This window comes from Rhizobium sp. Root149 (assembly GCF_001427345.1).
GTDB classification, from domain to species: domain Bacteria; phylum Pseudomonadota; class Alphaproteobacteria; order Rhizobiales; family Rhizobiaceae; genus Neorhizobium; species Neorhizobium rhizoryzae.
The window spans coordinates 204,507-226,271 of the sequence record NZ_LMGD01000023.1; the positions used below are offsets into that span (position 1 = coordinate 204,507).

22 protein-coding genes are annotated in these 21,765 nt (G+C 54.7%); 13 read left to right on the forward strand and 9 right to left on the reverse strand.

The genetic code is table 11. From position 1 onward, the window contains the following. Positions 1 to 95 precede the first annotated feature (95 nt). The 5 genes from sctQ (at position 96) to ASD54_RS20835 (ending at position 3,566) form a co-directional block, all read left to right on the forward strand. A complete protein-coding gene (sctQ, locus tag ASD54_RS20815) occupies positions 96 to 950 on the forward strand; it encodes a type III secretion system cytoplasmic ring protein SctQ (RefSeq protein ID WP_162249600.1) in 855 nt (284 codons plus the stop codon). Further along, positions 947 to 1,600 (forward strand): type III secretion system export apparatus subunit SctR, encoded by a 654-nt coding sequence (gene sctR / locus ASD54_RS20820; protein WP_062556489.1) that lies wholly within the window; start codon positions 947 to 949, stop codon positions 1,598 to 1,600. The genes sctQ and sctR overlap by 4 nt, the downstream gene beginning before the upstream one ends. Positions 1,601 to 1,693: 93 nt before the next feature. Next, positions 1,694 to 1,963, forward strand: a complete 270-nt coding sequence (locus ASD54_RS20825) for a flagellar biosynthetic protein FliQ (RefSeq protein WP_062556490.1) — start codon at positions 1,694 to 1,696, stop codon at positions 1,961 to 1,963. Positions 1,964 to 2,002: 39 nt separating this feature from the next. Beyond that, positions 2,003 to 2,770: a flagellar biosynthetic protein FliR gene (locus ASD54_RS20830; RefSeq protein ID WP_244484812.1), complete on the forward strand. Its 768-nt coding sequence runs from the start codon at positions 2,003 to 2,005 to the stop codon at positions 2,768 to 2,770. After that, positions 2,757 to 3,566, forward strand: coding sequence for an EscU/YscU/HrcU family type III secretion system export apparatus switch protein (locus tag ASD54_RS20835; protein ID WP_062556492.1), 810 nt, complete (start codon positions 2,757 to 2,759; stop codon positions 3,564 to 3,566). The genes ASD54_RS20830 and ASD54_RS20835 overlap by 14 nt, the downstream gene beginning before the upstream one ends. Before the next feature lie 112 nt (positions 3,567 to 3,678). Here ASD54_RS20835 and ASD54_RS20840 read toward each other — a convergent pair whose 3' ends face one another. The 3 genes from ASD54_RS20840 to ASD54_RS20850 form a co-directional block, all read right to left on the reverse strand. Beyond that, the gene (locus ASD54_RS20840) at positions 3,679 to 4,041 is read right to left on the reverse strand and encodes a hypothetical protein (protein WP_156379317.1); all 363 of its coding nucleotides are present in this window, start codon (positions 4,039 to 4,041) and stop codon (positions 3,679 to 3,681) included. Positions 4,042 to 4,149: 108 nt separating this feature from the next. Next, positions 4,150 to 4,695 (reverse strand): hypothetical protein, encoded by a 546-nt coding sequence (locus tag ASD54_RS20845; RefSeq protein WP_156379318.1) that lies wholly within the window; start codon positions 4,693 to 4,695, stop codon positions 4,150 to 4,152. A 168-nt stretch (positions 4,696 to 4,863) separates the two neighbouring features. Next, positions 4,864 to 5,964: a pectate lyase gene (locus ASD54_RS20850; protein ID WP_062556495.1), complete on the reverse strand. Its 1,101-nt coding sequence runs from the start codon at positions 5,962 to 5,964 to the stop codon at positions 4,864 to 4,866. 945 nt (positions 5,965 to 6,909) lie between these two features. On the opposite strand from ASD54_RS20850, the gene ASD54_RS20855 reads away from it, so the two are divergent. From ASD54_RS20855 to ASD54_RS26735, 4 genes are all read left to right on the forward strand, one after another. Further along, a complete protein-coding gene (locus tag ASD54_RS20855) occupies positions 6,910 to 7,098 on the forward strand; it encodes a hypothetical protein (RefSeq protein WP_062556496.1) in 189 nt (62 codons plus the stop codon). A gap of 59 nt (positions 7,099 to 7,157) precedes the next feature. Then, complete coding sequence (locus ASD54_RS20860) at positions 7,158 to 8,162, forward strand: hypothetical protein (RefSeq protein ID WP_062556497.1); 1,005 nt, start codon at positions 7,158 to 7,160, stop codon at positions 8,160 to 8,162. Then, a complete protein-coding gene (locus ASD54_RS20865) occupies positions 8,159 to 10,087 on the forward strand; it encodes a flagellar biosynthesis protein FlhA (protein WP_062556498.1) in 1,929 nt (642 codons plus the stop codon). The genes ASD54_RS20860 and ASD54_RS20865 overlap by 4 nt, the downstream gene beginning before the upstream one ends. A 161-nt stretch (positions 10,088 to 10,248) precedes the next feature. Further along, the gene (locus ASD54_RS26735) at positions 10,249 to 11,313 is read left to right on the forward strand and encodes a hypothetical protein (protein ID WP_156379319.1); all 1,065 of its coding nucleotides are present in this window, start codon (positions 10,249 to 10,251) and stop codon (positions 11,311 to 11,313) included. A 283-nt stretch (positions 11,314 to 11,596) separates the two neighbouring features. Here the strand turns inward: ASD54_RS26735 and ASD54_RS20875 are convergent, their stop codons facing one another. Continuing rightward, entirely contained in the window at positions 11,597 to 12,595 is a 999-nt protein-coding gene (locus ASD54_RS20875; RefSeq protein ID WP_062556500.1) for an AraC family transcriptional regulator, read from the reverse strand. Positions 12,596 to 12,671: 76 nt separating this feature from the next. Here ASD54_RS20875 and ASD54_RS20880 point away from each other — a divergent pair, with 76 nt between their 5' ends. Together ASD54_RS20880 and ASD54_RS20885 are read left to right on the forward strand one after the other, a co-directional pair. Further along, on the forward strand, positions 12,672 to 13,436 hold the full coding sequence (locus tag ASD54_RS20880) for a 3-hydroxyacyl-CoA dehydrogenase (protein WP_062556501.1): 765 nt from the start codon (positions 12,672 to 12,674) through the stop codon (positions 13,434 to 13,436). Positions 13,437 to 13,446: 10 nt separating this feature from the next. Next, complete coding sequence (locus ASD54_RS20885; RefSeq protein ID WP_062556502.1) at positions 13,447 to 14,634, forward strand: acetyl-CoA C-acyltransferase; 1,188 nt, start codon at positions 13,447 to 13,449, stop codon at positions 14,632 to 14,634. 82 nt (positions 14,635 to 14,716) lie between these two features. On the opposite strand, the gene ASD54_RS20890 is transcribed toward ASD54_RS20885, so the two are convergent. Both ASD54_RS20890 and ASD54_RS20895 read right to left on the reverse strand, forming a co-directional pair. Beyond that, entirely contained in the window at positions 14,717 to 16,255 is a 1,539-nt protein-coding gene (locus ASD54_RS20890) for a gamma-glutamyltransferase (RefSeq protein WP_062556503.1), read from the reverse strand. A 48-nt stretch (positions 16,256 to 16,303) separates the two neighbouring features. After that, complete coding sequence (locus tag ASD54_RS20895; RefSeq protein WP_062556504.1) at positions 16,304 to 16,708, reverse strand: nuclear transport factor 2 family protein; 405 nt, start codon at positions 16,706 to 16,708, stop codon at positions 16,304 to 16,306. Positions 16,709 to 16,783: 75 nt separating this feature from the next. On the opposite strand from ASD54_RS20895, the gene ASD54_RS20900 reads away from it, so the two are divergent. Further along, positions 16,784 to 18,025, forward strand: coding sequence for an amidohydrolase family protein (locus ASD54_RS20900; protein WP_062556505.1), 1,242 nt, complete (start codon positions 16,784 to 16,786; stop codon positions 18,023 to 18,025). Positions 18,026 to 18,041: 16 nt separating this feature from the next. Here the strand turns inward: ASD54_RS20900 and ASD54_RS20905 are convergent, their stop codons facing one another. Next, the gene (locus ASD54_RS20905) at positions 18,042 to 18,791 is read right to left on the reverse strand and encodes a lipopolysaccharide kinase InaA family protein (RefSeq protein ID WP_062556506.1); all 750 of its coding nucleotides are present in this window, start codon (positions 18,789 to 18,791) and stop codon (positions 18,042 to 18,044) included. 287 nt (positions 18,792 to 19,078) lie between these two features. Between ASD54_RS20905 and ASD54_RS20910 the strand changes: the two genes are divergently transcribed. Continuing rightward, positions 19,079 to 20,044, forward strand: a complete 966-nt coding sequence (locus ASD54_RS20910) for a YbhN family protein (RefSeq protein ID WP_062556507.1) — start codon at positions 19,079 to 19,081, stop codon at positions 20,042 to 20,044. A 3-nt stretch (positions 20,045 to 20,047) separates the two neighbouring features. Here the strand turns inward: ASD54_RS20910 and ASD54_RS20915 are convergent, their stop codons facing one another. Beyond that, positions 20,048 to 20,932 (reverse strand): hypothetical protein, encoded by an 885-nt coding sequence (locus tag ASD54_RS20915; RefSeq protein WP_062556508.1) that lies wholly within the window; start codon positions 20,930 to 20,932, stop codon positions 20,048 to 20,050. A 111-nt stretch (positions 20,933 to 21,043) separates the two neighbouring features. Beyond that, positions 21,044 to 21,712 carry a GntR family transcriptional regulator gene (locus ASD54_RS20920; RefSeq protein ID WP_062556892.1) on the reverse strand — a complete coding sequence of 223 codons (669 nt, stop codon included), beginning with the start codon at positions 21,710 to 21,712 and terminating at the stop codon, positions 21,044 to 21,046. Between the last annotated feature and the right edge of the window lie 53 nt (positions 21,713 to 21,765).

Genomic DNA, 21,765 nt, shown 5'->3' on the forward strand with positions numbered 1-21,765 from the left:
GGAAGGCCTACACGCTTGATACGGGCATTGCCACCTATTCCATACGTCCTGTAGCCAGAGCAGGTCAGGGCGATGTCGCAGTGAAGCGCTACCTCGTGGAAATCGTCGGCGGGGAAGAAACAACCGAACTGTATCTGGATGCGCAGGGGCTGGATCTGCTCATTGCTCGGCGCGAACCCACTCTTGAATGGGACGAGGTGCCCTCTGGTGCGCGCGCGCTGATTTTGGAGTTCATTTTCGAGGATCTGGTCCGGTACCTCGAGGCTGTTCTGCGAACACGGCAAAGCATCAGACTTTGCAAAATTCAAAAGCAACCACCTCTTGAAGCCAATGCCTACTTTGAGATCGAGGTGGATGACATCAAGTTCGACGTTGCCGGGTGCTTCAGTGGTTCGATCCTCGAGCGGATCTGGCATTGGTCCCTCTCGCTTCCGCGGGAAAAGCCGAAATATCTGAATTTGGAAATTGCATTTCGCCGCGGTGGGGCTGTTCTGACCGCCAGCCAAATCCGATCGCTGCGCCTGGGCGACGGTATCGTTTTGTCGGTTGGTGGATCACATGACTGGACTGCGGTCATAGGTGAGACAATCAAGGTGCCCGTCATTGAACGGCAAAACGGATTTGAATTGACTGCGCCACTCACCGTCGGGACGCAGCAATCAGTGAGGCAAATGATGGATAGTGTCGCGGATGACAACCTGGCATCTGAAGAAGAAGGAGCGCCTGGCAATATCGGAGATATTCCGATCAAGATTGCCTTCAACGCTGGCCGTTTGAGCCTGCCGATCTCCGAACTTGAAAACCTTGAGCCCGGCCATGTTTTCGAACTGGAACGACTGGAAGAAAGCGGTATCGAAATCGTTGCTCAAGGCGTGCTGATCGGCCGGGGCAAGTTGATTACCGTTGATGGGCTTACTGCCGTACAGATCACCACGCTGGCAGACCCATGAACCAGGATATGCTGCTCTACCAGAGCCTCGCGGCCCTCACAGCGGTTTCAATGCTGCCGGTTCTTGCCGTCGTTGCAAGTTCCTTCACCAAAATATCAGTCGTATTGCTGATCGTTCGAAATGCCATAGGCATTCAGCAGACCCCGCCGAATCTGCTGATATTCGTTGTCGCCATCGTTCTTACCGCATTCATCATGAATCCTGTTCTACAGGCCACCTGGGAACAATATCTCACACACAATGCCCTGTTTACGTCGTCTGCGACGTTTTTTTCTGGTTTCAATTACGTCAGCGAACCGCTTGTGCAATTTATGAAGAAGTATGCGGATCCGGAAGTCCGCACTTTCTTCATAGAAGCAGCACGTCGCATCTGGAACGATGCGCCCGGTGTGACCTTCAGCGAAGATGATCTGACAATTCTCGCGCCTGCCTTCCTGGTGACAGAACTCACGCGCGCATTCGAGATCGGCTTTCTGATCTACCTGCCTTTTCTGATGATCGATTTTGCCATTTCGGCCATTCTCGTCGCGCTTGGCATGTCGATGATGTCACCGACCGTCGTTTCCACCCCTGTGAAGCTGTTGCTCTTCGTATCCATCGATGGCTGGCGGCGTCTACTGGAAGGATTGGTGCTGACCTATGCAAACTGATCGGCACCAGCTTCCAGAGACACCTTGGAGCGGCGAAGGCTTTGCTTTCTCGGATCATTCCCCCGATAGTCGCTTGCGGGGTCATTCGTAGTCATGGATCCGAACCTCGTCATCAGCGAAATCAATGCGGCATCCATGGCGACCTTCATATTTGCTGGTCCCTTGCTGATCGCAGCAGCCATTATCGGGCTCTTGATTGCCGTATTTCAGGCGGCGACGCAGATTCAGGAGCAGACCATTTCGCAGATCGTGAAAATTCTCGTTCTATCTGCCGGTCTGGTTGCAAGTGGCGGGGCGCTTGTTTCTCCTCTGGTTCAACATGCAGAACATATCCTGAATGATTTTCCGGATATGGTTCGCTAACGCAAGGATAAGACTCTGCAGGCCGACGAAAGCGTTCTTTTGGCGACCGCCCTGTTGCTAAGCGGATCGCGTGCGTTGGGAATTTTCGCGATCTTCCCAATCTTTACACTTTTCAACATCACCGGGATCGTTCGATTTGGTGCGGCCCTCGGGCTTTCTGCGCCAGTGATCCTCGTGACCCATGCGCAGTTGCAGATCGAATCCATCAGTTACGCCGATATAGCGTTACTGTCCGCAAAGGAGTTCTGTTTCGGTGTCTTGCTGGGAGCTGGACTCGGCATACCCTTTTGGGCTGCCCAGGCTGCGGGCGATATGACGGATGTCTACCGAGGTGCCAACCAGGCGAACATATTTGACCAGGTCAATGCCTTGGAAACAACGACCCTTGGATCCGTGCTCCTGGCCCTCTCTTTGATGCTCTTTGTCAGTGCAGGCGGTCTCTATGATATGATATCGATTTTTTACCGGTCCTTTGTCTTCTGGCCGGTTCTGGAGGTTTCACCGAAAATAGAGATTGAGCCACTGACGGCGGTGGTGGAAATCTTCGTTACGCTGTTCAAGGTCGGAGCGGTTCTCGCGTCTCCTTACATGATCGTGGCATTCGCAGTCGAACTGTCATTTTCCTATATCGGCCGCGCGGCCAAGCAACTGCCGCTCAATGATGCACTTCCAGTTTTCAAGAATGTAGCAGTACTTGCTGTCTTTACAGTCTATACAGTGTTCATTGGGCACTATGTTGAAGATACGTGGACAAAAGGTTTCGGCCAGATCATCAAGATAATGCAGGTGGAAATTGTCGAAAAATGACGATACCGAAGAGAAGCAGTTACCGCCCAGCCAGATCAAGCTGAACAGGCTGAAACGCGAGGGGCAGGTTGCTCATTCGAAAGATGTGCCAGCCGCTGCCTCCGTCATCGTGATTAGCGGCTTCCTGATTTTAGCACATAGCTGGATCTATCAGAGTGCAAGCAGCTTCTTCGATTTCCCGCTGACAATTTTGCCTGAGCATACCATCATCGTGCCGAAAGACCGATTGGCCGCGACGCTTTATGCTGCTGCCGATCAGGTTTCAAACCTGATCATGGCCCCCTTGCTCCTGGGTCTGGCTGCTGCCCTTGTGTCTGCGATCATTGATGGGGAAGGGCTGCTCATGTCGATGAAAAACATGGCTTTCGATCTCGGCAAGTTGAATCCTGCACAGGGGCTGAAGAACATCTTCTCCCTGTCGAGCCTCTCCGAGTTTCTGAAAGGTCTCGTTAAGTGTATCGTTATGCTGATTACAGGAGCGGCCACACTTCTTTATTTCATGAATGCACTATTTTGGGCACCCTTATGCGGCGTTGCTGAATGTGCTCTCGGTCTTTCTGCAAGTGTCACAAATACGCTGATGGTGATCATCGCCATCATTCTGGTTGTCACGGCAGGTTTCGACATCAGGATATCGCGGGCGCTGTTTCGCCATGAGCATCGGATGACAAAGACCGAAGCGAAGCGAGAACAGAAGGAAATGTATGGCAGTCCGGAGGTCCGGTCAGCCCGTCATCGCATTGGTGCCGAAATCAGATCCGGCCCGCCGTCCAAGGTAACACCCGATAAGAAGTGAGGCTCCGCGCAAGGCTGTCTTCGCATCGAACCGAAGCAACGAGCCTTATCTTTTCATCCTATCGTAGGATGGGGACAGACTCGGTGAGTTCAAGTCTTTTTCGCGACCCCTTCTACACTCTGGCATCTTTCTCTGTTGCAGGCTCATCCGCCAGTTGCTCGAGGATGGCTTCAGTCTTGATGACCTTTCTCTGGCTTGCTTTATAAATCTCTTTCCAGACTGTCGCGTTCCAGGTTGCCTGTTCCCGCTGTTCATTCTTTACGATGACATCGGAGGCTGCATCTTGTAGCCGAGCCTTCGCCTCTCGCGCTGCCATTGCGCCATCTTTCAACTCTTTGCCGGAAATTTGGCTGTTGTGAGCAGCGAAACGGCCCGAATCGATATCGCGGACCCGTTGCTTTGCTTTATCTTTGAGAGCTGTGGCATCATTATGCGCGATGACCGCCTGCATGCGCTGGCCTTCTGCAATCGCCATGTTCCGCTCCGCCCGGTCCGCGCGGATCGAGCGGATCTTGTGGATCAGTTCAAATTCCTTCCTGAATTTGGACATGCCTGAGTTCCTCGACAGGGGATTCCGACCAAGTTACCGCATCGATTTCGGGGAAATTTCTTGAAGTGCGCCGCCGCGGATGACTTTGATCGTTGAATTCTGAGGTTTGGCCAAGACTGCTGCGATTGTATCGTTGAACAATTGCGGCCCCCGGATTGTCAGCATTCCTGTAGCTTTGTCGAAGCGGAGCGTTCTCTCCGGAACGATTGGATACAACGTCTTGATTATGTTCTGGGCCGCTACCCAATCATAATTTCCGAGCGGCAGAACGGTGGTCTTCACCTCGCTGGACGCCGCGACGATCGCCTTGGTTCCGTCATAGGCGAAAAAGAGATTGGCATCTTGAGCCAGCTTCTGGAAAACAGCGATACCCTCCCCATGCGCACTCCATTTTTCCAGTCTCCCCGGCACGTCTCCGAGCTTCTGTACGGGAATGCCGGCTAAATCGGCTAAGATATCGATGACCTGTGAGAGTGGCTGGCTTTTGACTTCAAACCGTACGGTTCGCGCCTCTACCGCAAAAAGAGGAAACAATGCTAGGCAAGCTGTCAGACACAGTCTTCTCACCCAGCTTTGCATCACATCTAATATCCTGCGGATGAATAATTATAATATTCGAAACTGCTTCGCAGATTCAGGATAAACATATCATCAACTCGTCGACAATCTATTAATGCTGTTTCATGCCGATCAGGGTCAATGGGCGGGCGTTGGCTCCACGACCTACTCCCGCCCAAGATGCACCAATCAGAACGCTTCCTTTTGGTCCAGATAACGGACCTTAGTCGCCACTTCCTGAACGCTCATTTCACCGACGAAGTTCACCTCGGATGTCTTGCTGTCCGTGCGGAACAGAGTTTTTCCGTTGGTGAATTCACCGCCTTCGATCGTGACATTCGATGTGATTGGTTGGCCGCCGTTGGTGCGAACGAAGGTCTGGAAACCGTCAGCCTTGAAATCCTTGATGTAGATGTTCGAGTCGGCATTGACCTGGAAGACCTTGTCCGCTGCCTGGGAGGCGGATCCGCCGATGACATTGAGATCACCAGGTGATTTCACAGTCAGTGCGTCTTCTCCGACATCCTTCCAGTGGACGTTCTTCAAGGTCGCTCCACCGTACACATGGATACCATCTGCTCCATTGTCGCCAATGGTAACGTTTTTCAGCGTCGCACCATTCTTAAGAATGAAAATCGGTTGCTGTCCTTCACCTTGGCCACCATCCCCGAGCTTCGAAGAGGCCGTATAAGTTGCGCCCTTTCCGTCGAACTCGGTCCCATCGACAACGATTGTTTTGTCGACGACGTTGACCTTCCCCTTATTGGTCGTGTCTTCAGGCTCATTGCTGCGTGTTGATCCACCGGCACCACCGCTGCCCTGGCCACCACCGGCRCCACCGCTGCCCTGGCCACCACCGGCACCACCGCTGCCCTGGCCACCACCGGCRCCACCGCTGCCCTGGCCACCACCGGCACCGCCGCTGCCATGTCCACCGCCAGCACCGCCGCTGCCTTGGCCACCACCGGCACCGCCGCTGCCTTGGCCACCACCGGCACCGCCGCTGCCATGTCCACCACCGGCACCACCGCTGCCATGTCCACCACCGGCACCACCGCTGCCCTGGCCACCACCGGCACCGCCGCTGCCATGTCCACCACCGGCACCACCGCTGCCATGTCCACCGCCAGCACCGCCGTTGCCCTGACCGCCGCCAGCACCGCCGCTACCGCTTCCTCCGCCGGCACCACCGTTGCCCTGACCGCCGCCAAACATGGAAGATAGCATCGAGATCAATTTGGAGAGAACTTGGACCAATTGCTGAAGCATGCCGGTGATTTCGCTCGCCATCGAGTTGGCGCCACCGCCTGCAGAGTTGCCGTCACTAAAGGGGGAGTACTGCTTTGTATCGGTGCCCTTCCCGCCGCCGCACCCCCCAGCGGAAGAGGCGGAGTCGCTACTACTGCTCCCTTGATAATCCGAAGCACTCACATTTCGTCCAGATTGCCCATTAACGCCATACATGAATTGACCTCCGTTTCTCATCTATCCCATTAAATCTTTACCGGCTTATGTTTGCCTCGTATGTCGAGCAATGGTAATAAAGCCAAGAGATGATTAGAAAAGATCAATATATCTAATCATCAGACACTATATATAAAGTAATAAATGAGTGAACATGTCCAGTAAAATCCGATGCAGGATTAATCAAAAAGGTTAACGTCGAAGATAAGATTTTAATAAAAATGACGCCGAAAGAGTTTAGGCGGGTTTCAAGTGCCGTCGCTCAAGGTCCATAGCCGAGTATGTATTTCCTCTGCTCTGAATGGATTGCGTCGCCAAGGGATGATTTTGTCTCTGCCAAATTGATACGAGGCCCCTGTTTCAAGGCTCTGGCTTGTCTCACGGTACCCGGAGATCGTGCGGAGATGCCGGATTGATAATATCTTTCAGCCGATGGGAGCGGTATCCTATGACTCGTCGCCATGCAAAGAGCTGTTCGAAAAGAGCGACAGCCGAATTCGTGGGCAGAGTCTATCCTCTTGTAATAACAGGAAGCTGCATCCATTGGGAATTCGGATGCGGTTTATTTACCTTCGTGGATTATCCATTCCGATCGCCGCATCACACAAGATGTATATTGAAAAATTATTATATGAAGATTTACTTAATAATATTATTTTTTGGCCACTAAATGAAATGATTGTCCATTTTGCGAAGTATACATGGCTTTACTTTTGGATCATTCTATCTCAGTATTGTGGTCATTAAAGCTTTCCAAAGGGAGAATTCGATATGGCTTCTAGTGGTGGAACTTCCGCATCGAGCAGCAGTGGCGGCAGCGCCAGCCCAGAGGTGGATGGCGCGATCAGTAAATATCAGACGTCCCAGAAGCAATCTTCTGTCGAAAGCTTGACGACGGCAACAAAAGTTACAGAGATCAACGGTATTTACAACGCAATCAAGAAGATAAGCCCGGCTTAATATTATGATTTCTCTAGCATAATTTATTCGTGTTTCTCCAGTCCTGGTGATATACTGAAATGCGTTTCATTGAGCCATTACGTCCGCAGATCGAGCGGTTGCGCGCGCTACCGCTGTCGCTACGCCAGGCTTTGGCGGCACGGAAGGGCGTGGGCTCAAGCGAAATTCCAGCGCTGGTGATCGCGAAAAACGGCCGTGTCGGAGAGGTGGAACTTCAAAGCGGCTCTCAAACGATCGGCGGAGATGTTTCGTCAGACATTATCGTCCTGGGGCTCGAAGCCAGGCCTTGCCTTCGGGTTGAGCTGCAAAACGAGGACGGAGAGGTCTCCGCCGTCGCAGAAGCATTGGTTGACGGCGTGCGAGTCGGTTCAAGGCGATTGCAGCGTGGAGAATTCTTCCCTGTGCGGCCGGGCGACCAGTTCGCGATCAGGGATGTTCAACTATCGCTGAAGGGATTGTCTTCCTTAGAGAGGGGGGCTACCGCGAAGCGCAAGATGACTGCGGCGGTTCTTCTATCCGCAGCCTTGGCGCTGATGGTCTTTGCACTCATCGGAATTCCCGCAGAACCGTCGCAGAGGGAGGCCCAGCAGGTTGTGTCGGCGACGGCACCCATCAATGTGACGATGAAAGAACTGCGTGAAGCATTTCGGATGTCGGGGCTTAAACTGGATGTTCGGCTCGATCAATCTGCTGGAGAACTGCTCATTGGAGATGAGCAGATTGAGTTGAACATCGTCGATAAGGAAAGGCTGTCCAGCATCATCTCGGTCTTTTCCAAGAGAAGCGCCCTGCCGCTTGTGGACCGAACCAAGCTGACATCCGGCCTTGACAGCATGATCGCCGCGTCCGCGCTCGAGCCTGTCAAGTTTGTCGTCGGAACAGACGGCAAGCGTTATCAGGAGGGCGATGTATTTGCCCAGAAGTGGAAGATCGATGCTATCGAGCCTGGCAGCGTAAAGTTGTCCCGGGATGGCAAGCAGGACGTGATTTCAATGGGGCCCGTATCGGATCCTCTCGTGTTGCGACTTGCAGATCGTAACCGGGCCGCAGTGAGCAAGCCATGAACCTTACAACCATCACGCAGGCTTTGATGAAGAGAACCGAGATTTTATTCTCGGTGTTCTTCCTCGTGGTTGTGGCCATGATGGTTTTGCCGCTGCCCACGTTCCTGATCGATCTGATGATCGGCTTCAATCTCTCCTTCGCATTCATCATTCTCATTACAACGATTTACCTTCGCACAGCGCTGGATATTTCGACATTTCCAGCCTTGATCCTGATCGGAACCGTATTTCGTCTGGCCATTACGATCTCCACGACACGTCTTATCCTCGCCGAAGGTTATGCCGGCGAGATCATCACGGCATTCGGAAATTTCGTCGTTTCCGGCAACGTGGTGGTTGGCCTTGTCGTCTTCCTGATTGTGGCACTTGTGCAGTTTATCGTGGTCACGAAAGGTGCGGAGCGCATTGCCGAAGTCAGCGCCAGATTTACGCTCGATGCAATGCCGGGAAAGCAGCTGGCCATCGACAGCGATCTTCGCAATGGGCACATTACGGCGCAGAAGGCGCTGAAGCGCCGTGAGCAGCTTGAATTGGAGAGCCAGTTTTTCGGCGCGATGGATGGCGCGCTGCGCTTCGTCAAGGGAGATGCAATCGCGTCGTTGGTCGTCGTTGCTGTCAACCTGATCGGCGGACTTTCGATCGGTATGTTCCAACGCGGCATGTCATTCTCCGAGTCTGCCCATCACTACTCCTTGCTGACAATCGGTGAAGGTCTGGTATCGCAAATACCCTCGATGCTCATGGCAATCGCCGCAGGCACGGTTGTGACCCGTGTTTCTTCCGAAGATGCCGTCAGCCTGGGTTCAGATATCGGAAGACAACTCTCTCAGGATTCGCGCGCTCTGGGCGTAGCCGGCGCAATGACCTTTTCGATGGGTTTTGTTCCCGGCTTTCCGGCGCTCGTGCTTTGGCCGCTGGGTCTCCTGCTTGGAGCTGGCGCCTACTGGGTCGCGCGACCAAAAAAAGCCGGTGCGCCAAGAGCAGAGCCACGCGCCGTGGCCATGGAACGCAAGGAGCTCGATCGTGCCCGTTTCGGCGACCCTATTGTCGTCACGGTTTCGGAAGCAACCCTGCAGCGGCTGGATAGAGCCAATTTCGCCTCCATCCTCGAAGCTCGGATCTCGTCCATGGCACATGTTGTCGGTGTCGCGGTAACGGTTCCAACATTCAATCCAGATCCACGCATCGCTGATCACATTGTTCACATTCAGGTCGAAAACGTCCCTGTCGGCGTGCTGACCATCGAGCCGGATGCAGATCTCGATCTAATGGCATTTTCTCTATGCAGGATCGTGCGTCGGCATGTGGGTCCCACCTTCAGCGTTGAAGATGTCATGCAATGGTTGACCAGCGTCGAACAGCGGCTGGGTCGGCTGGCGGTAGAAGTTCGGGAGAATGTGCCGCAGATCGTTCTTGTAAAAGTCGCCCGGCAGCTACTTACCTCGGGTGTAACGCTATCCCAGCCGCGCGCCGTTCTGGAGGTCATCCTTGAGCGGACAGATTTGTATTCGAATCCCGAGCAACTGGCAGAAGCGGCCCGTGAGGCCATCGGTAGCCAGGTCGCCTATGGCATGCTCGACTATCGCGGCGTTCTTCCGCTCATTCCTTTCGAGTCGCAGTGGGTGGACGCGCTTGATCGATATTTCGCGTCCTATTCGTCACAATCGAAATTCGAAGCCGAGGCAGACCTTGAAGCCATGTGCCGATCTCTTCCGGACCGGCTTCTGAAACTGAATGAAAGTGGGATCGAGCCGGTGGGTCTCATTGCACGCGAGCACAGGTCAGCGACGCAGTTTTATTTGTCTCGCCATCGGATACTCCTTCCTTTGATTTCCGAGGATGAAATACCGGCCGACATCTCGTGCGAAATGTTGGAACCGATAACGCTCGTCCGCAGAGAAGATGCGCAATCGGAAATGGCATAAGTAATAACTTAAATATAAACCCGTGAGTTAATAAAATATGGATCTGATACGATAATATTATTGAACTGATCCAAAAATTTGTTAAGCTTAATTCCAGTATAGAATTTTACCGTCAAACTTACAGAAATTGGGTTTTTGCGTTAACCTGAGAGGGAACTGATATGAGCACCGCACCCGTATCCAGCAGAGGTTTTGATCCTTCGTCATTCGGCGCATCAAGTGGTGCCGGCGGCGGTGAGTCCTCTTCGCTATCTTCCAACCGCATGAGCCCCTATGGTGGTAGCAGCGGGTTATCGAGCCTGGACTCCAAATACATGAGCTCGACCGCGGGCGCAGGTAGCGGGCAAGGCATGAGCGGAATCCTCAGTGCGCTGAAGGAGCTCGTCTCCATGATCGGCAAGCTGGTCCAGGCTCTGGAGCAGAAGCTTGGCGGTGGCGCTCAAGGCGGTGGGGAAGGCGGCGGCGCCCAGGGTGGCGGTCAGGGCGGTGGTGCCCAAGGCGGTGGTCAGGGCGGCGGCGCTCAAGGTGGCGGTCAGGGTGGTGGTGCCCAGGGCGGCGGCCAGGGCGGTGGCGCGCAAGGCAGCGGCGGTGCGCAAGGTGGCGGTCAGGGTGAAGGCGCTGGCGGCAAGGGTGAGCTTGCTCAGTTGATGAGCCAGATCAAGGAGCTCATGCAGAAGCTTCAGGATTTGATGGCGAAATTGGACGGCGGGAAGTCCGGCGGACCAGGTCAAGGCGAAGGTCCAGGCAAGGGCGAAGGTAAAGGCGGCGACCAGAAGGGTCAGATCGGCGAAATGATGAATCAGATCAAGGAGCTCATGCAGAAGCTCGAAGATCTGATGTCCAAGATGGGCGGTGGCGAAGGTAAAGGCGGCGGAGAAAAGGGCGGCCAAGGAGAGCTTGGTCAACTTATGGGTCAAGTAAAGGAACTGCTGCAGAAGATTGAAGACCTGATGTCCAAGATGGGCGGGGGCGAAGGCGCCGGACAGGGCGGCGGTGCTGGCGGCGGCGAGGGTGCCGGACAGGGCGGCGGCGCTGGCGGCGGTCAAGGTCCGGGCAAGGGTGGCGGCGAAGGCGCTGGCAAGCCGGGCGAAGGTGCTGGCGGCGGTCAAGACCAAATGATGTCCCAAATCGCATCGGTATTGACGCAGTTGACGAGCATGATCCAGAAGCTCATCGATATGGTCCAGAATATGGGCGGTGCGGGTGGTGCATCGTCTGGCGCATAAATCCAGGCAATCAAGATCAGTACTTTAAAACTAACGAGAAGGGGGCTAGCTGCCCCCTTTTTTTGATAAAAATGTTTGTCGTTACTGTGCGACGTCGGTTCATTGGCTTTCCACCAGAACACTGACACTCGTCTTCATCTTGGCGGTTCTACAAAGGAGAATTGACGAGAAGGCCATATTTGATAATCAAGGACGGGGCGGATCGCTTGGTCCTTTGGACGCGTCGCGCGGCTCGTCTTCTGCGCGGGCCAATGATTACGGCAGTACAATTCTCTTGCATCATCTATGTCCGACTGCGCGGACTCGTACCATTAGCTTTCTTGAAGGCGCGGTAGAAAGCGCTAGGTTCCGAGTATCCCATGTGAAATGCGAGTTCTGAAATCGTCATATCGCCGGTTTCCAGTATATCTCGAGAAAGCTTCATTCTCATGCTGTCCTTGATTTTGGAGTAACTGGTTCCCTCGCTTTTAAGCTTTCGTCTCAAGATTGACGGCGCGGTTCCGACAGTCGTTGCAAGCCTATCGAACCTCGGCCATTCCGTCGGTGAGGAGGCCTCAAGAATGGTGCGAACAAGATCGGTGAATGTCTGGTCGTGACGATAGCGGATCAAAAGGTTTGCAGGTGCCATCTGAAGGAATTTGGGCACATCCGCAGGCCGACGTATGTTGGGCAAAGTCAAAAGATTTATGTCAAAGTATACCGCGGTATTTTTGGCGCCGTACTCGACCTGGCATCCGAAGAAAACAGAATAATCTGGCATATCTCTCGGTGCCTCGCACGCAAACTCGACTTTCAGGAGTGGAATGCGTTTGGCGATCAGCCAGCAACAGACACCCAGAATGATGAGCCAGAATGTTCTGTAAGTGAAGGCGCTTGCAGTCGGTACCTCTTGAACAACCTGAAGGATAGCCTGCCCTTTCGCCACCTGAAGCCGGGCGCTGGGTTGATGCAGAACAATGGACAGAAATTTCAGGCCACGAGCCAGAGCCTCTTCAAGCGTCAGGCTGGTGATAACACTGTGGCACAGCAATTCAAAGCTGCCCCGTGGCATCTGTCGTGCACCGAGACAGAAAAATTCATCATCCAGAACGTCGGCTATTCGCCGCCAAAGTTTGCCATAACTGCGGATTGTCACCGGCTCTTGCAAGGTAGCATCGATGCCGCACGAGTTGAGGAGAGGGGCGGGATCAATCCCGCGACTAAGCAGTGGCTTGAGCGCCTCTTCCACGAAACATGGCGATATGAGCGAGTTCCTATGCTGGGTCATGGTAATTTTTGACATCGTTTTTGCGTGATTTGGTCATTGATTGCCACAACTGGATCATCATTTCATCATCTGGTTTCGTTTGGAGGAGCAAATGACCGCTGACCGCACCTATGTAATCTCTGGAGCAGGTTCCGGACTCGGTTTGGCGACCGCTCGACATCTGGCCGCACAGGGCGCCAATGTCGTCCTGTTGGATCTCGATGGCCAGAAGCTGAGCTTCGCCGAAAAGGAGATCGGATCTCGTGCAGCCACATTCGAGGCAGATGTGACATCCGAAAGTCAGGTCAAGGATGCGATTGCCGCCGCTGTGAAGAGGTTCGGCAGCATCGACGGGCTGGTCAATTGCGCTGGAGTGGCTCCAGGGGAGAAGATCATCGGCCGTTCAGGTCCTCATGATCTGGAAAGATTTACACGCACCCTGATGATCAACCTTGTTGGCAGTTTCAATCTGCTCAGGCTCTGTGCGGAGGCCATGGTCGAAAACACTCCTGGTCCGGAGGGGCAGCGAGGCGTGATTATCAACACGGCTTCGATTGCTGCTTATGACGGTCAAATAGGTCAGGCTGCCTACGCCGCTTCCAAAGGTGGGGTTGCGGCGCTCACTCTGCCGGCAGCGAGAGAGTTGGCCCAACACGGCATCAGGGTCGTGACTATAGCGCCTGGCATTTTCGAGACGCCAATGATGGCAGGGATGTCACAGGAGGTTCAGGACGCGCTTGGTGCATCCGTGCCATTCCCAAAGCGCCTCGGTAAACCGGAGGAATACGCAATGTTGGTCAGTCATATCATCGAAAATCCCATGTTGAACGGCGAAGTTATCCGTCTGGACGGTGCTCTTCGCATGGCGCCACGGTGAGGAGACAGTCATGACGATCGATCACTCGGTTGTAATCGCGGCAGCCGCACGCACGCCAATGGGAGCGTTCCAAGGCAGTTTGTCGTCTCTTTCGGCCAGCGACCTGGGAGCGGCGGCAATTCGCGCCGCGGTGGATCGCTCGGGGCTCAATCCGGAATTGGTGGATGAGGTGCTGATGGGGTGCGTACTCTCAGCCGGGCAGGGACAGGCACCCGCGCGGCAGGCGGCCATCAAGGCTGGGCTACCCTTATCGGCAGGGGCCACGACCATCAATAAGATGTGTGGTTCCGGCATGAAAGCTGTCATGCTGGGTAGCGATCTGATCCGGGCGGGCAGCGCCGCAGTCGTTGTCGCAGGCGGCATGGAGAGTATGAGCAATGCACCCTACCTCCTGAAGAAGGCTCGGACTGGTCTGCGCATGGGACATGAGAGTGTTCTGGACCATATGTTTTTGGACGGTCTCGAGGACGCCTACGAACAAGGCCGCCTGATGGGTAGTTTGGCGGAAGACTGCGCCCAGGCCCACAGCTTTTCGCGGCAGGCCCAGGACGAGTTTGCGTTATCGTCGCTAAGCCGGGCTCAGGCGGCAATCGCCAATGGATCGTTCATCGCTGAAGTCTGCCCCGTTGAGGTTGAGAACAACCGGGCTACACGATCCGTTTCCGTTGATGAACAGCCTTCACTGGCGCGACCAGACAAGATCCCGTCTCTCCGACCTGCTTTTCGCGAAGGAGGAACGATAACGGCTGCGAATGCGTCCTCGATATCGGATGGGCCTGCTGCGGTTGTTCTCACAAGTATGCGTGCGGCCGAACGCCATCAGCTTGCTCCTCTTGCTCGAATTGTGGGTCATGCCACCTATGCCGGCGCACCTGCCGATTTTCCAACAGCGCCCATTGGCGCGATCCGCAAACTGTGTGATGTCCTTGATTGGCAGCCGGGGCAAGTCGACCTGTATGAAATCAATGAAGCCTTCGCAGTCGTAACGATGGCAACAATGCGAGCTTTGGATCTGTCCCATGACAAGGTCAATATTTATGGAGGCGCCTGCGCATTGGGGCATCCGATAGGTGCTTCTGGTGCCCGCGTTCTGGTCACACTTCTCAACGCTCTGCGATCAAATGGCTTGCGCCGCGGAATTGCATCGCTTTGCATTGGTGGTGGTGAGGCAACGGCGATGGCGATTGAACTTGTCTAATAACCTATCGTTTTAAAGTATCCGGTGGAAACGGGGTCGCCCGACCTGCTTCAGGTCCAACCTCAGAGAGACGGGAAATCGTTTATTCGATCCATGCGCATCCCTCGCCGCGTGGATCATGGGCGGCACTCGGTGTTCGATCTGTATCGAAGAGAAGGGCGCCGGCCTGTCCAAAGATTGGCGAGAATGCTGCGAGCCGCGCCAGGTCATGTCCACGACCGGCAAGTTGCTCCAGACATTCATCGCTCATCATGCCCTCGACCTTGAGGCTATCCCGGGCGTCAGAGAAGGTTTTGCCCAAAAGGAACCGCGGCTTCTCCAGTGCTTCCGCTGGCGTGAGCTTATCATCGAGCAGGGCGGTCAGGAGAACGGCAAGTGTTTGTGGTTGCCCATCTGCGCCTTGCGTTCCGTAGGTAAGGAACGGTCGTCCGTCCCGCAGTGCGAGACCCGGATTGAGCGTGTAGAAAGGAAGTTTGCCCGGCGCAATACAGTTGGGATGGCCAGGTTGTGTCGTGAACGCAGCACCCCTGTTTTGCCAGAGAATACCGGTGTCACCGACGACAACGCCGCTTCCCCAATCGAAGTAGGTACTCTGCAGAACACTTGCGCACCGGCCCTGTCTATCTACTACTGAGAAAAATACTGTGTCACCGTGTTGATGTTCATGCGGCCAAACCAGCGCCTGATGGGGATCGATTGTGTCGGCAGCCGCCCTCAGTCGTTCGGTCGCCAAGAGATCCTTCGGATTCCAGCTCATGCTCGCGGGATCTGAAACATGCGCTCGGTCCATGAATGCGCGTTTCACGGCCTCGACAAGAAGATGATACCGCTCGGCAGATCCACTCGGAGCAGATGCCAGACGCATATGGTTGAGAATTCCCATGATCGCCAGCGTCGTCATCCCCTGTGTCGGTGGAGGAGGGGCAACGAGGATGGTGCCCCGATAATCCAGCGTCAGAGGAGAGACGTCACGGGTACGGGTCAGGGCAAGATCCGCTGCGGTAAGGCATGATCCGGCGGCCTTCAAACCTTCGACGATCCTTTTTGAGAGTTTGCCTTCGTAGAAACTGCGTGCACCTTCCGCCATAAGTGCGGCAAAGCTATCTGCGAGCCCTGGCTGTTTAAAAAGGCCCGTTGTGTTGCGGTGATCAAAATACTGCGAAAATCCGTGCCAGTTCGTCGTTTCGCCAGCCCGGAAATCGAGCCAGAAATCCTGTGATTTGCTGGGCTCGTATCCATTGGCTGCCAAGTCCATCGCACGCTCGAGAAGTGCAGGAAGAGATCTCGTGCCAAACCAGTTTTCGCGCGAAAACGTCAGGGCATGATCCCAGCTATCGACAACGCAAGCTGTTGTCAGCATCGAGGCAGGACCACGGAGGGGAATCGGTTGATTTCGGATCGCTGATGTAGCCTCTCCGGCTTGTCCGATACCGAGGAAGCAATGACTTTTCCCGTGCTGATCTGCCACAAGCCAGACAGCGTCACCACCCAGTCCGCAGAAATGGGGAGTGACCACCGTCAGAACAGATCCGATTGCGATCGCAGCTTCGATCGCGGTTCCTCCAGCCTTGATGACCTCCGCTCCGGCCTCCGTGGCGAGTGGGTGGGGGGATGTCACCATTCCTGGCTGAGGTCTCTGATTCGTAGAGGCAACTGGCATCCGAAGCACTCATGGCTCGCGACGGCAGGATGGATCGAGGATCCATTCCGCGCTGTCGTTCCATACATCTGTTTCTACGATCAGCCCATCGCGCACGACAAACCGATCCACATAGCGATTGTGGTCGAAAGGGGTGCCGTCAGGCCATTCGCCGTAAAGATAGCCAAGGCTGTAGACGATCGTCTCGCCATTGCCTGCGATGACGTCAGTACGCAGAATTCTCTTTTTGACCCATTTGTAGCGGGCTGCATTGAATTCGGTTGGACCTGAAGTCGTTCGGAATTCGCGATTGCCCGTGAACCTGCAGATGAAGTCTGGCGCCGTGTAAGATGCAGCCTTCACCGGATCGGCTGCCATGGAGGCAGCAAGATAATTCTCGACGCATTGCAGAGCGAGCGTAGCCTGATCGTTCATGGTCCACCATTGTGTAACGAAGGCTAATATGATTGCATATTAATTGTATGCATCGCAACAAGAGTGAAAAGACCGATGAGCCTGTTCACCTGTGACTTGATCCTGCGTGGCGCGCTCCTCGACAAAGAGACGCCTGAAGATATTGCAATTTCGGACGGTCGCATCGCAAGAATTGGGGCTGACCTGCCGGCAGCGGGTGCCGTGGAGATCGATCTTGGCGGGCGCGTGGTCCTGCCGGGTTTCGTCGATTCCCATATCCATCTGGACAAGGCTTGCCTGCTCTGCAGGTGCCAGCATACCTCGGGTGGATTGAAAGGCGCCATCGCCGCTGTTTCACAATTGAAGGCGGAATTCACAGCGGATGACGTTTATGAAAGAGGACGACGCGTGGTGGAGCAGGCAATCCTGCAGGGCACGATGCATATGCGGGCCCACACCGAGGTCGATCCACGCGCAGGCCTGCGAAGCTTCAATGCAATCAAGCAACTGAAAAGCGAATATAGATCATGTCTGGATATTCAGATCTGTGTATTTCCGCAGGAAGGTTTGACCAATGATCCCGGAGCGTCGGAGCTCTTACTTGAGGCATTATCGAATGGTGCCGATCTTCTGGGCGGTTGTCCCTACACCGACACCGCGCCCTACGAGCAACTGAACTGGTTGTTCAAGACAGCAAGGGATTTCGACGTCGATCTGGATCTTCATCTCGATTTTGATCTGGATCCTTCCGGCAGCCTGCTGGATGAGGTCTGCCGATTGACCGATCAAACCGGATGGCACAACAGGGTTGCAGTCGGTCACGCGACAAAGCTGGCGGCCATGACCGAGCCATTCTTCACAGCACATGTGGCGCGACTGAAGGCGAGCGGCGTCGCGGTCACGGCTTTGCCGTCGACAGATCTGTATCTCAATGGGCGGGACATTGGCAGTCTTTCACCACGGGGCATTGCGCCCGTTCATCTTTTGGCAGAGCAGGACATTACGTGCTCTATCGCGACAAACAATGTTCTGAATCCGTTTACACCGTTCGGTGATTGCTCCTTGTTGCGCATGGCCAACCTCTATGCGAACTGCATGCATCTCTCGCCCGATGACTTTGACGCTTGTCTCTCTCTCATCACGCACAGCGCTGCACGGTTGATGGGCCTGTCGGATTACGGTGTGATGGTCGGCAACGCCGCAGATCTGGTTGTTCTGGATGCGACCAACCGGCTGGAAGCCTTTGGCGCGATCGCGCAGCCTCTCCTGGGCTTCAAGTCTGGCAAGCAAACGTTTGAACGACCACCAGCAAGACTATTTCGCGAAACTGCGAAATGAACGCGCCGGGCATGCTTTAGCCTGTCGTCTGATCAATCAGGATCATGTTCTGAATGAGGGCTGAGAGGGCGCGCAAGTCTCGAACCCGCCTGTTGCCCCGCAGAAGCGGACGCATCAACCAGTCCAGAGCACGACCATGGCGTATCCACCGCATGGCACCGCGCCAGATTCCACGCTGATCGCCAGCTTTGTAATGGGCCAAGGCTTTATTGACATCGGCAACGTTCATTCTGGATGTTGCATAGCAACTTAGCGCAAAAATCAGGAGATCTGAAACCTGCGCCATCCGCATGTTGCGGATGACACCGAAGAGCTCAAAATCAATGAAGCAGATATTGCTTCCATCCCAGAGAATGTCTTTGAGATTTGGACGACCGTGCGCCATCCCCGCCGCATGGAGTTGATGCAGCGCTGTTGCCGCCGCGCAAAGTGCTTGCGACCGTTCTTCATCAGAGGTTTTCGGATCATGCAGGAGTGCAACGAGAGAGGTTCCTCCATTGCGAGTGATGAAGTATCCGGTATCTGCCGCAACCAGCTGCGGCGCTGCCAAGCCGCGTTCGTTGAGTGCCCGGTAGCCATCGACTTCGCGTGCAAGCGCCTTGAGTGGATCTCCTTTACGCAATCGCCAGACCAGCGACAGTTTCTCCGGTCGCTTGACCCAGAAGATGTCGTTACCCAACTGAATGCTTTCGACACGCTGAGAGGGATTGCCCGCATCGGCGAGCGCCTTCAGGCGTTCAACTGTTTCCGCTGGTATTCGCGGCATTTCTAGACCTTCTGATACTGTCAGATGGCCCGTCGACTGCTCGGCACCGTACGACATGCTTGAACGAACGGGGAGCCAAGTCGGGCGGGGTCAGCTGATTGGCGATCAACTGTTTACAATTCTGGCACGAATGCACCATGCGCAACGGGAATGCAAGTTGGGTCGATTTCGCACTGACGATCTTAACCAACGACCATTGGGCAATTTGATGCAATTCATTTTATATTTTCGCACGATAGCGTCTTGCTCACGAAATATCAGGGATTATGTTGGACAGTCGCGCCTAAATGAAAATATCGGTCGGGAGGGACCAAGCGATTTTCAAGAAATATGGTTGGTCAGTGTTAGGCGTTTGCGTGGTGGCCGTTTCTGCCTGGTTGCTTTATCGCGAAGTCAGAGGTCTTTCGCTTGAGGATGTCGGAGATAGTCTTGCCGCGATCTCACCTATGCATTGGACGCTGTCAGTTCTCGGGGCGCTCGTGGCCTATGCGGCGTTGGCAGGTTACGATGCACTCGCCCTGGGCTATCTTGGGCGGCGTGTCGGCAGGCTTTTCATAACTCTCACCTCATTTACGACCTACGCCTTATCTCATAATCTCGGTGCATCAGTTCTCTCCGGATCGCTGATCAGGTATCGCGCATATTCTTCCAAAGGGCTGACCGGGCTTGAAATAGGCCAGCTCATAGCGTTCTGCTCATTTACGTTTGCGCTTGGGACGGTGATTTTGACGGGGATCGTGCTGATCCTTGATCCGACGATTGCAATCCGTTTTTTTGATCACACATCGCCGCAGCTGGCGCGCGGCGTTGGCGCATTTCTTCTGTTGCTTGTGATCGCCTACGTCTATGGCAGTTGGCGGCAGCTAAAGCCCTTCAAGATCGGACCACTCAAGATCGAATATCCGAATCTGCGGATCGTGATGCTGCAACTGATCATAGGCCCGCTTGAATTGCTCGGCGCTGCGGCGATCATCTATTTCGCCCTTCCGCACATCGGGAACCCGGGCTATTTGACGATTCTCAGCCTGTTTCTCCTGTCTTTTTCAGCAGCGCTGATATCGAGTGCGCCGGGAGGACTGGGTGTTCTTGAGTTGCTGTTTGTTAACAGCCTGCCGGAGGTCCCGGCATCGGATGTTCTGGCCGCTCTCATCGTTTTCCGGCTTCTTTACCTGCTCATTCCATTCGCGGCTTCGCTAGTCATTGTTCTGCTGTTCGAACGCAACTTGCTCAAAGCGCAAAGGAATGCAGCCTGATTGTCAGGCCTTCATCTGCTGACGACACCAGTGCACGGCAGGTTCGATCCCACCCAGCGGGAACATGTGAAAGCGCTCAATCCGGCTGCTCGGGTTTGCGGATTTGAAGGCCTCAAGTGTTCGCGCCATTTCTGTAGGCTCATAAGGCAAGAGGAGCCTGCTCAAATTGAGGGCCCGCTTCTGAAGTACCTTTATCGAGGGGCCAACCCCGCAGGTCATCGCATATCTGATGAGGGTTTGCAGCTTTGCCGGGCCGGCCAGACCGACATGAATTGGCAGGTCGATACCAAGGGTTTCGATACGTCTTGCCCAATCCAGCAGTGAATGGCTCTCGAACAGAAACTGGGTCGTGATGACAACACGGGCATCCGTCCGCTTTGCGAATTCGCATTTGCGCAGAAGAGCAGCGTCGACGTGACGCGTCGACCCATCCGGGTCTATATCCCGATTACCTTCCGGGTGGCCCGCAATATGCAACTGTTTGAAGCCGAGTTTGTCAAAAAGACCCGTTTCGATCAGGTCGAATGAGCTGAGCAGGTCACCACGGGCAGATGTTGCGCCACCGGCGAGCAGAAGCGCGTGGGTTATATCGGCCTCATTCCTGTATCGGTGAAGAAGATCCTCCAGTTCCTGCCGTCCAGTGAAAGATCTGGCGGGCAAATGCGGCGTAACGGAAAATCCTTCATTGCGCAGGCGGCGTGCTGTCTCCACCAGGCTCGGGAGGGGAGTGCCATCCACATGCGCCAGGAAGATTTGAGTCCCGGTCGGTAGGAGATCGAGGAACGATGGAACTTTGGCTGCTGTGCGCGGAAGTACTTCGATGGACCAATTGTCGATCAGGCGCGGTGGCAACAGGTTACTATCCGTAAAGTCTTGTCTGAGGTCCATAAAGATGTGTTCTCTTGATCCTGGCGGCCTTAGCCCCAAGGATACCGTTCAATGAACATAGCAGCGTGTCTCGTTGCGACATCCGCGTGAATGTCCTGGAGGCAAGCTTTCCTAGCCTATGATTGCAAATGCATTTCGCACCGTGCCATTGCCTGCCAAAGTCGGCCGTTGACCGATCCATTGAACATGGCGGCTGAGTATCGAGCATGCGCCGTCAACGTTTCCCTGGCGAAGGGCGGAGAGGATTGCCGTGTGGTCGTGGTCGGTCTGGGTTTCCCAATTGGATTGCCATGCCGCAAACAGAAAGCGGGCGCTGGCGGCATGAAGATCATCGATCGTCGCGAGCAATCGCGGCATGCCGCATGGTGCCAGAATGGTTCGGTGAAAAAGACGGTTCGCCTCCTCCCAGCTCCGAACGTCCTTGGAAACATCGCCAGCGCGAATAGCCTCTTCCGCGGCATTCAAGATTGCAGGCGTCAGATGCGGCGCCGAGTGCCTCAAAGCCAGGACTTCGAGGGCCGCACGCATTTCTGCGACTTCCTTCACATGTGACAGCTGGAAGGAAGCCACTCGAACACCGCGCCGCGGCTCGCTTGCAGCAAGACCTTGCGCTTCGAGGCGACGGAACGCTTCGCGGACAGGCACGTGGCTCGCCCCGAATTCGGCTGCAATATGGTCTTGGCGCAGCTTGGCGCCAGCAGGAATTTCGCCGGAAATGATGCGTTCAGCCAGTACCTTGCTGATTCTTACCGCCAGCGTGTCTTCGATCTTCGTGCTCATCTGTGTGTGATAAGGCTCTGCCATGATCTTGTCGATCTCATAAAGCGCATGTT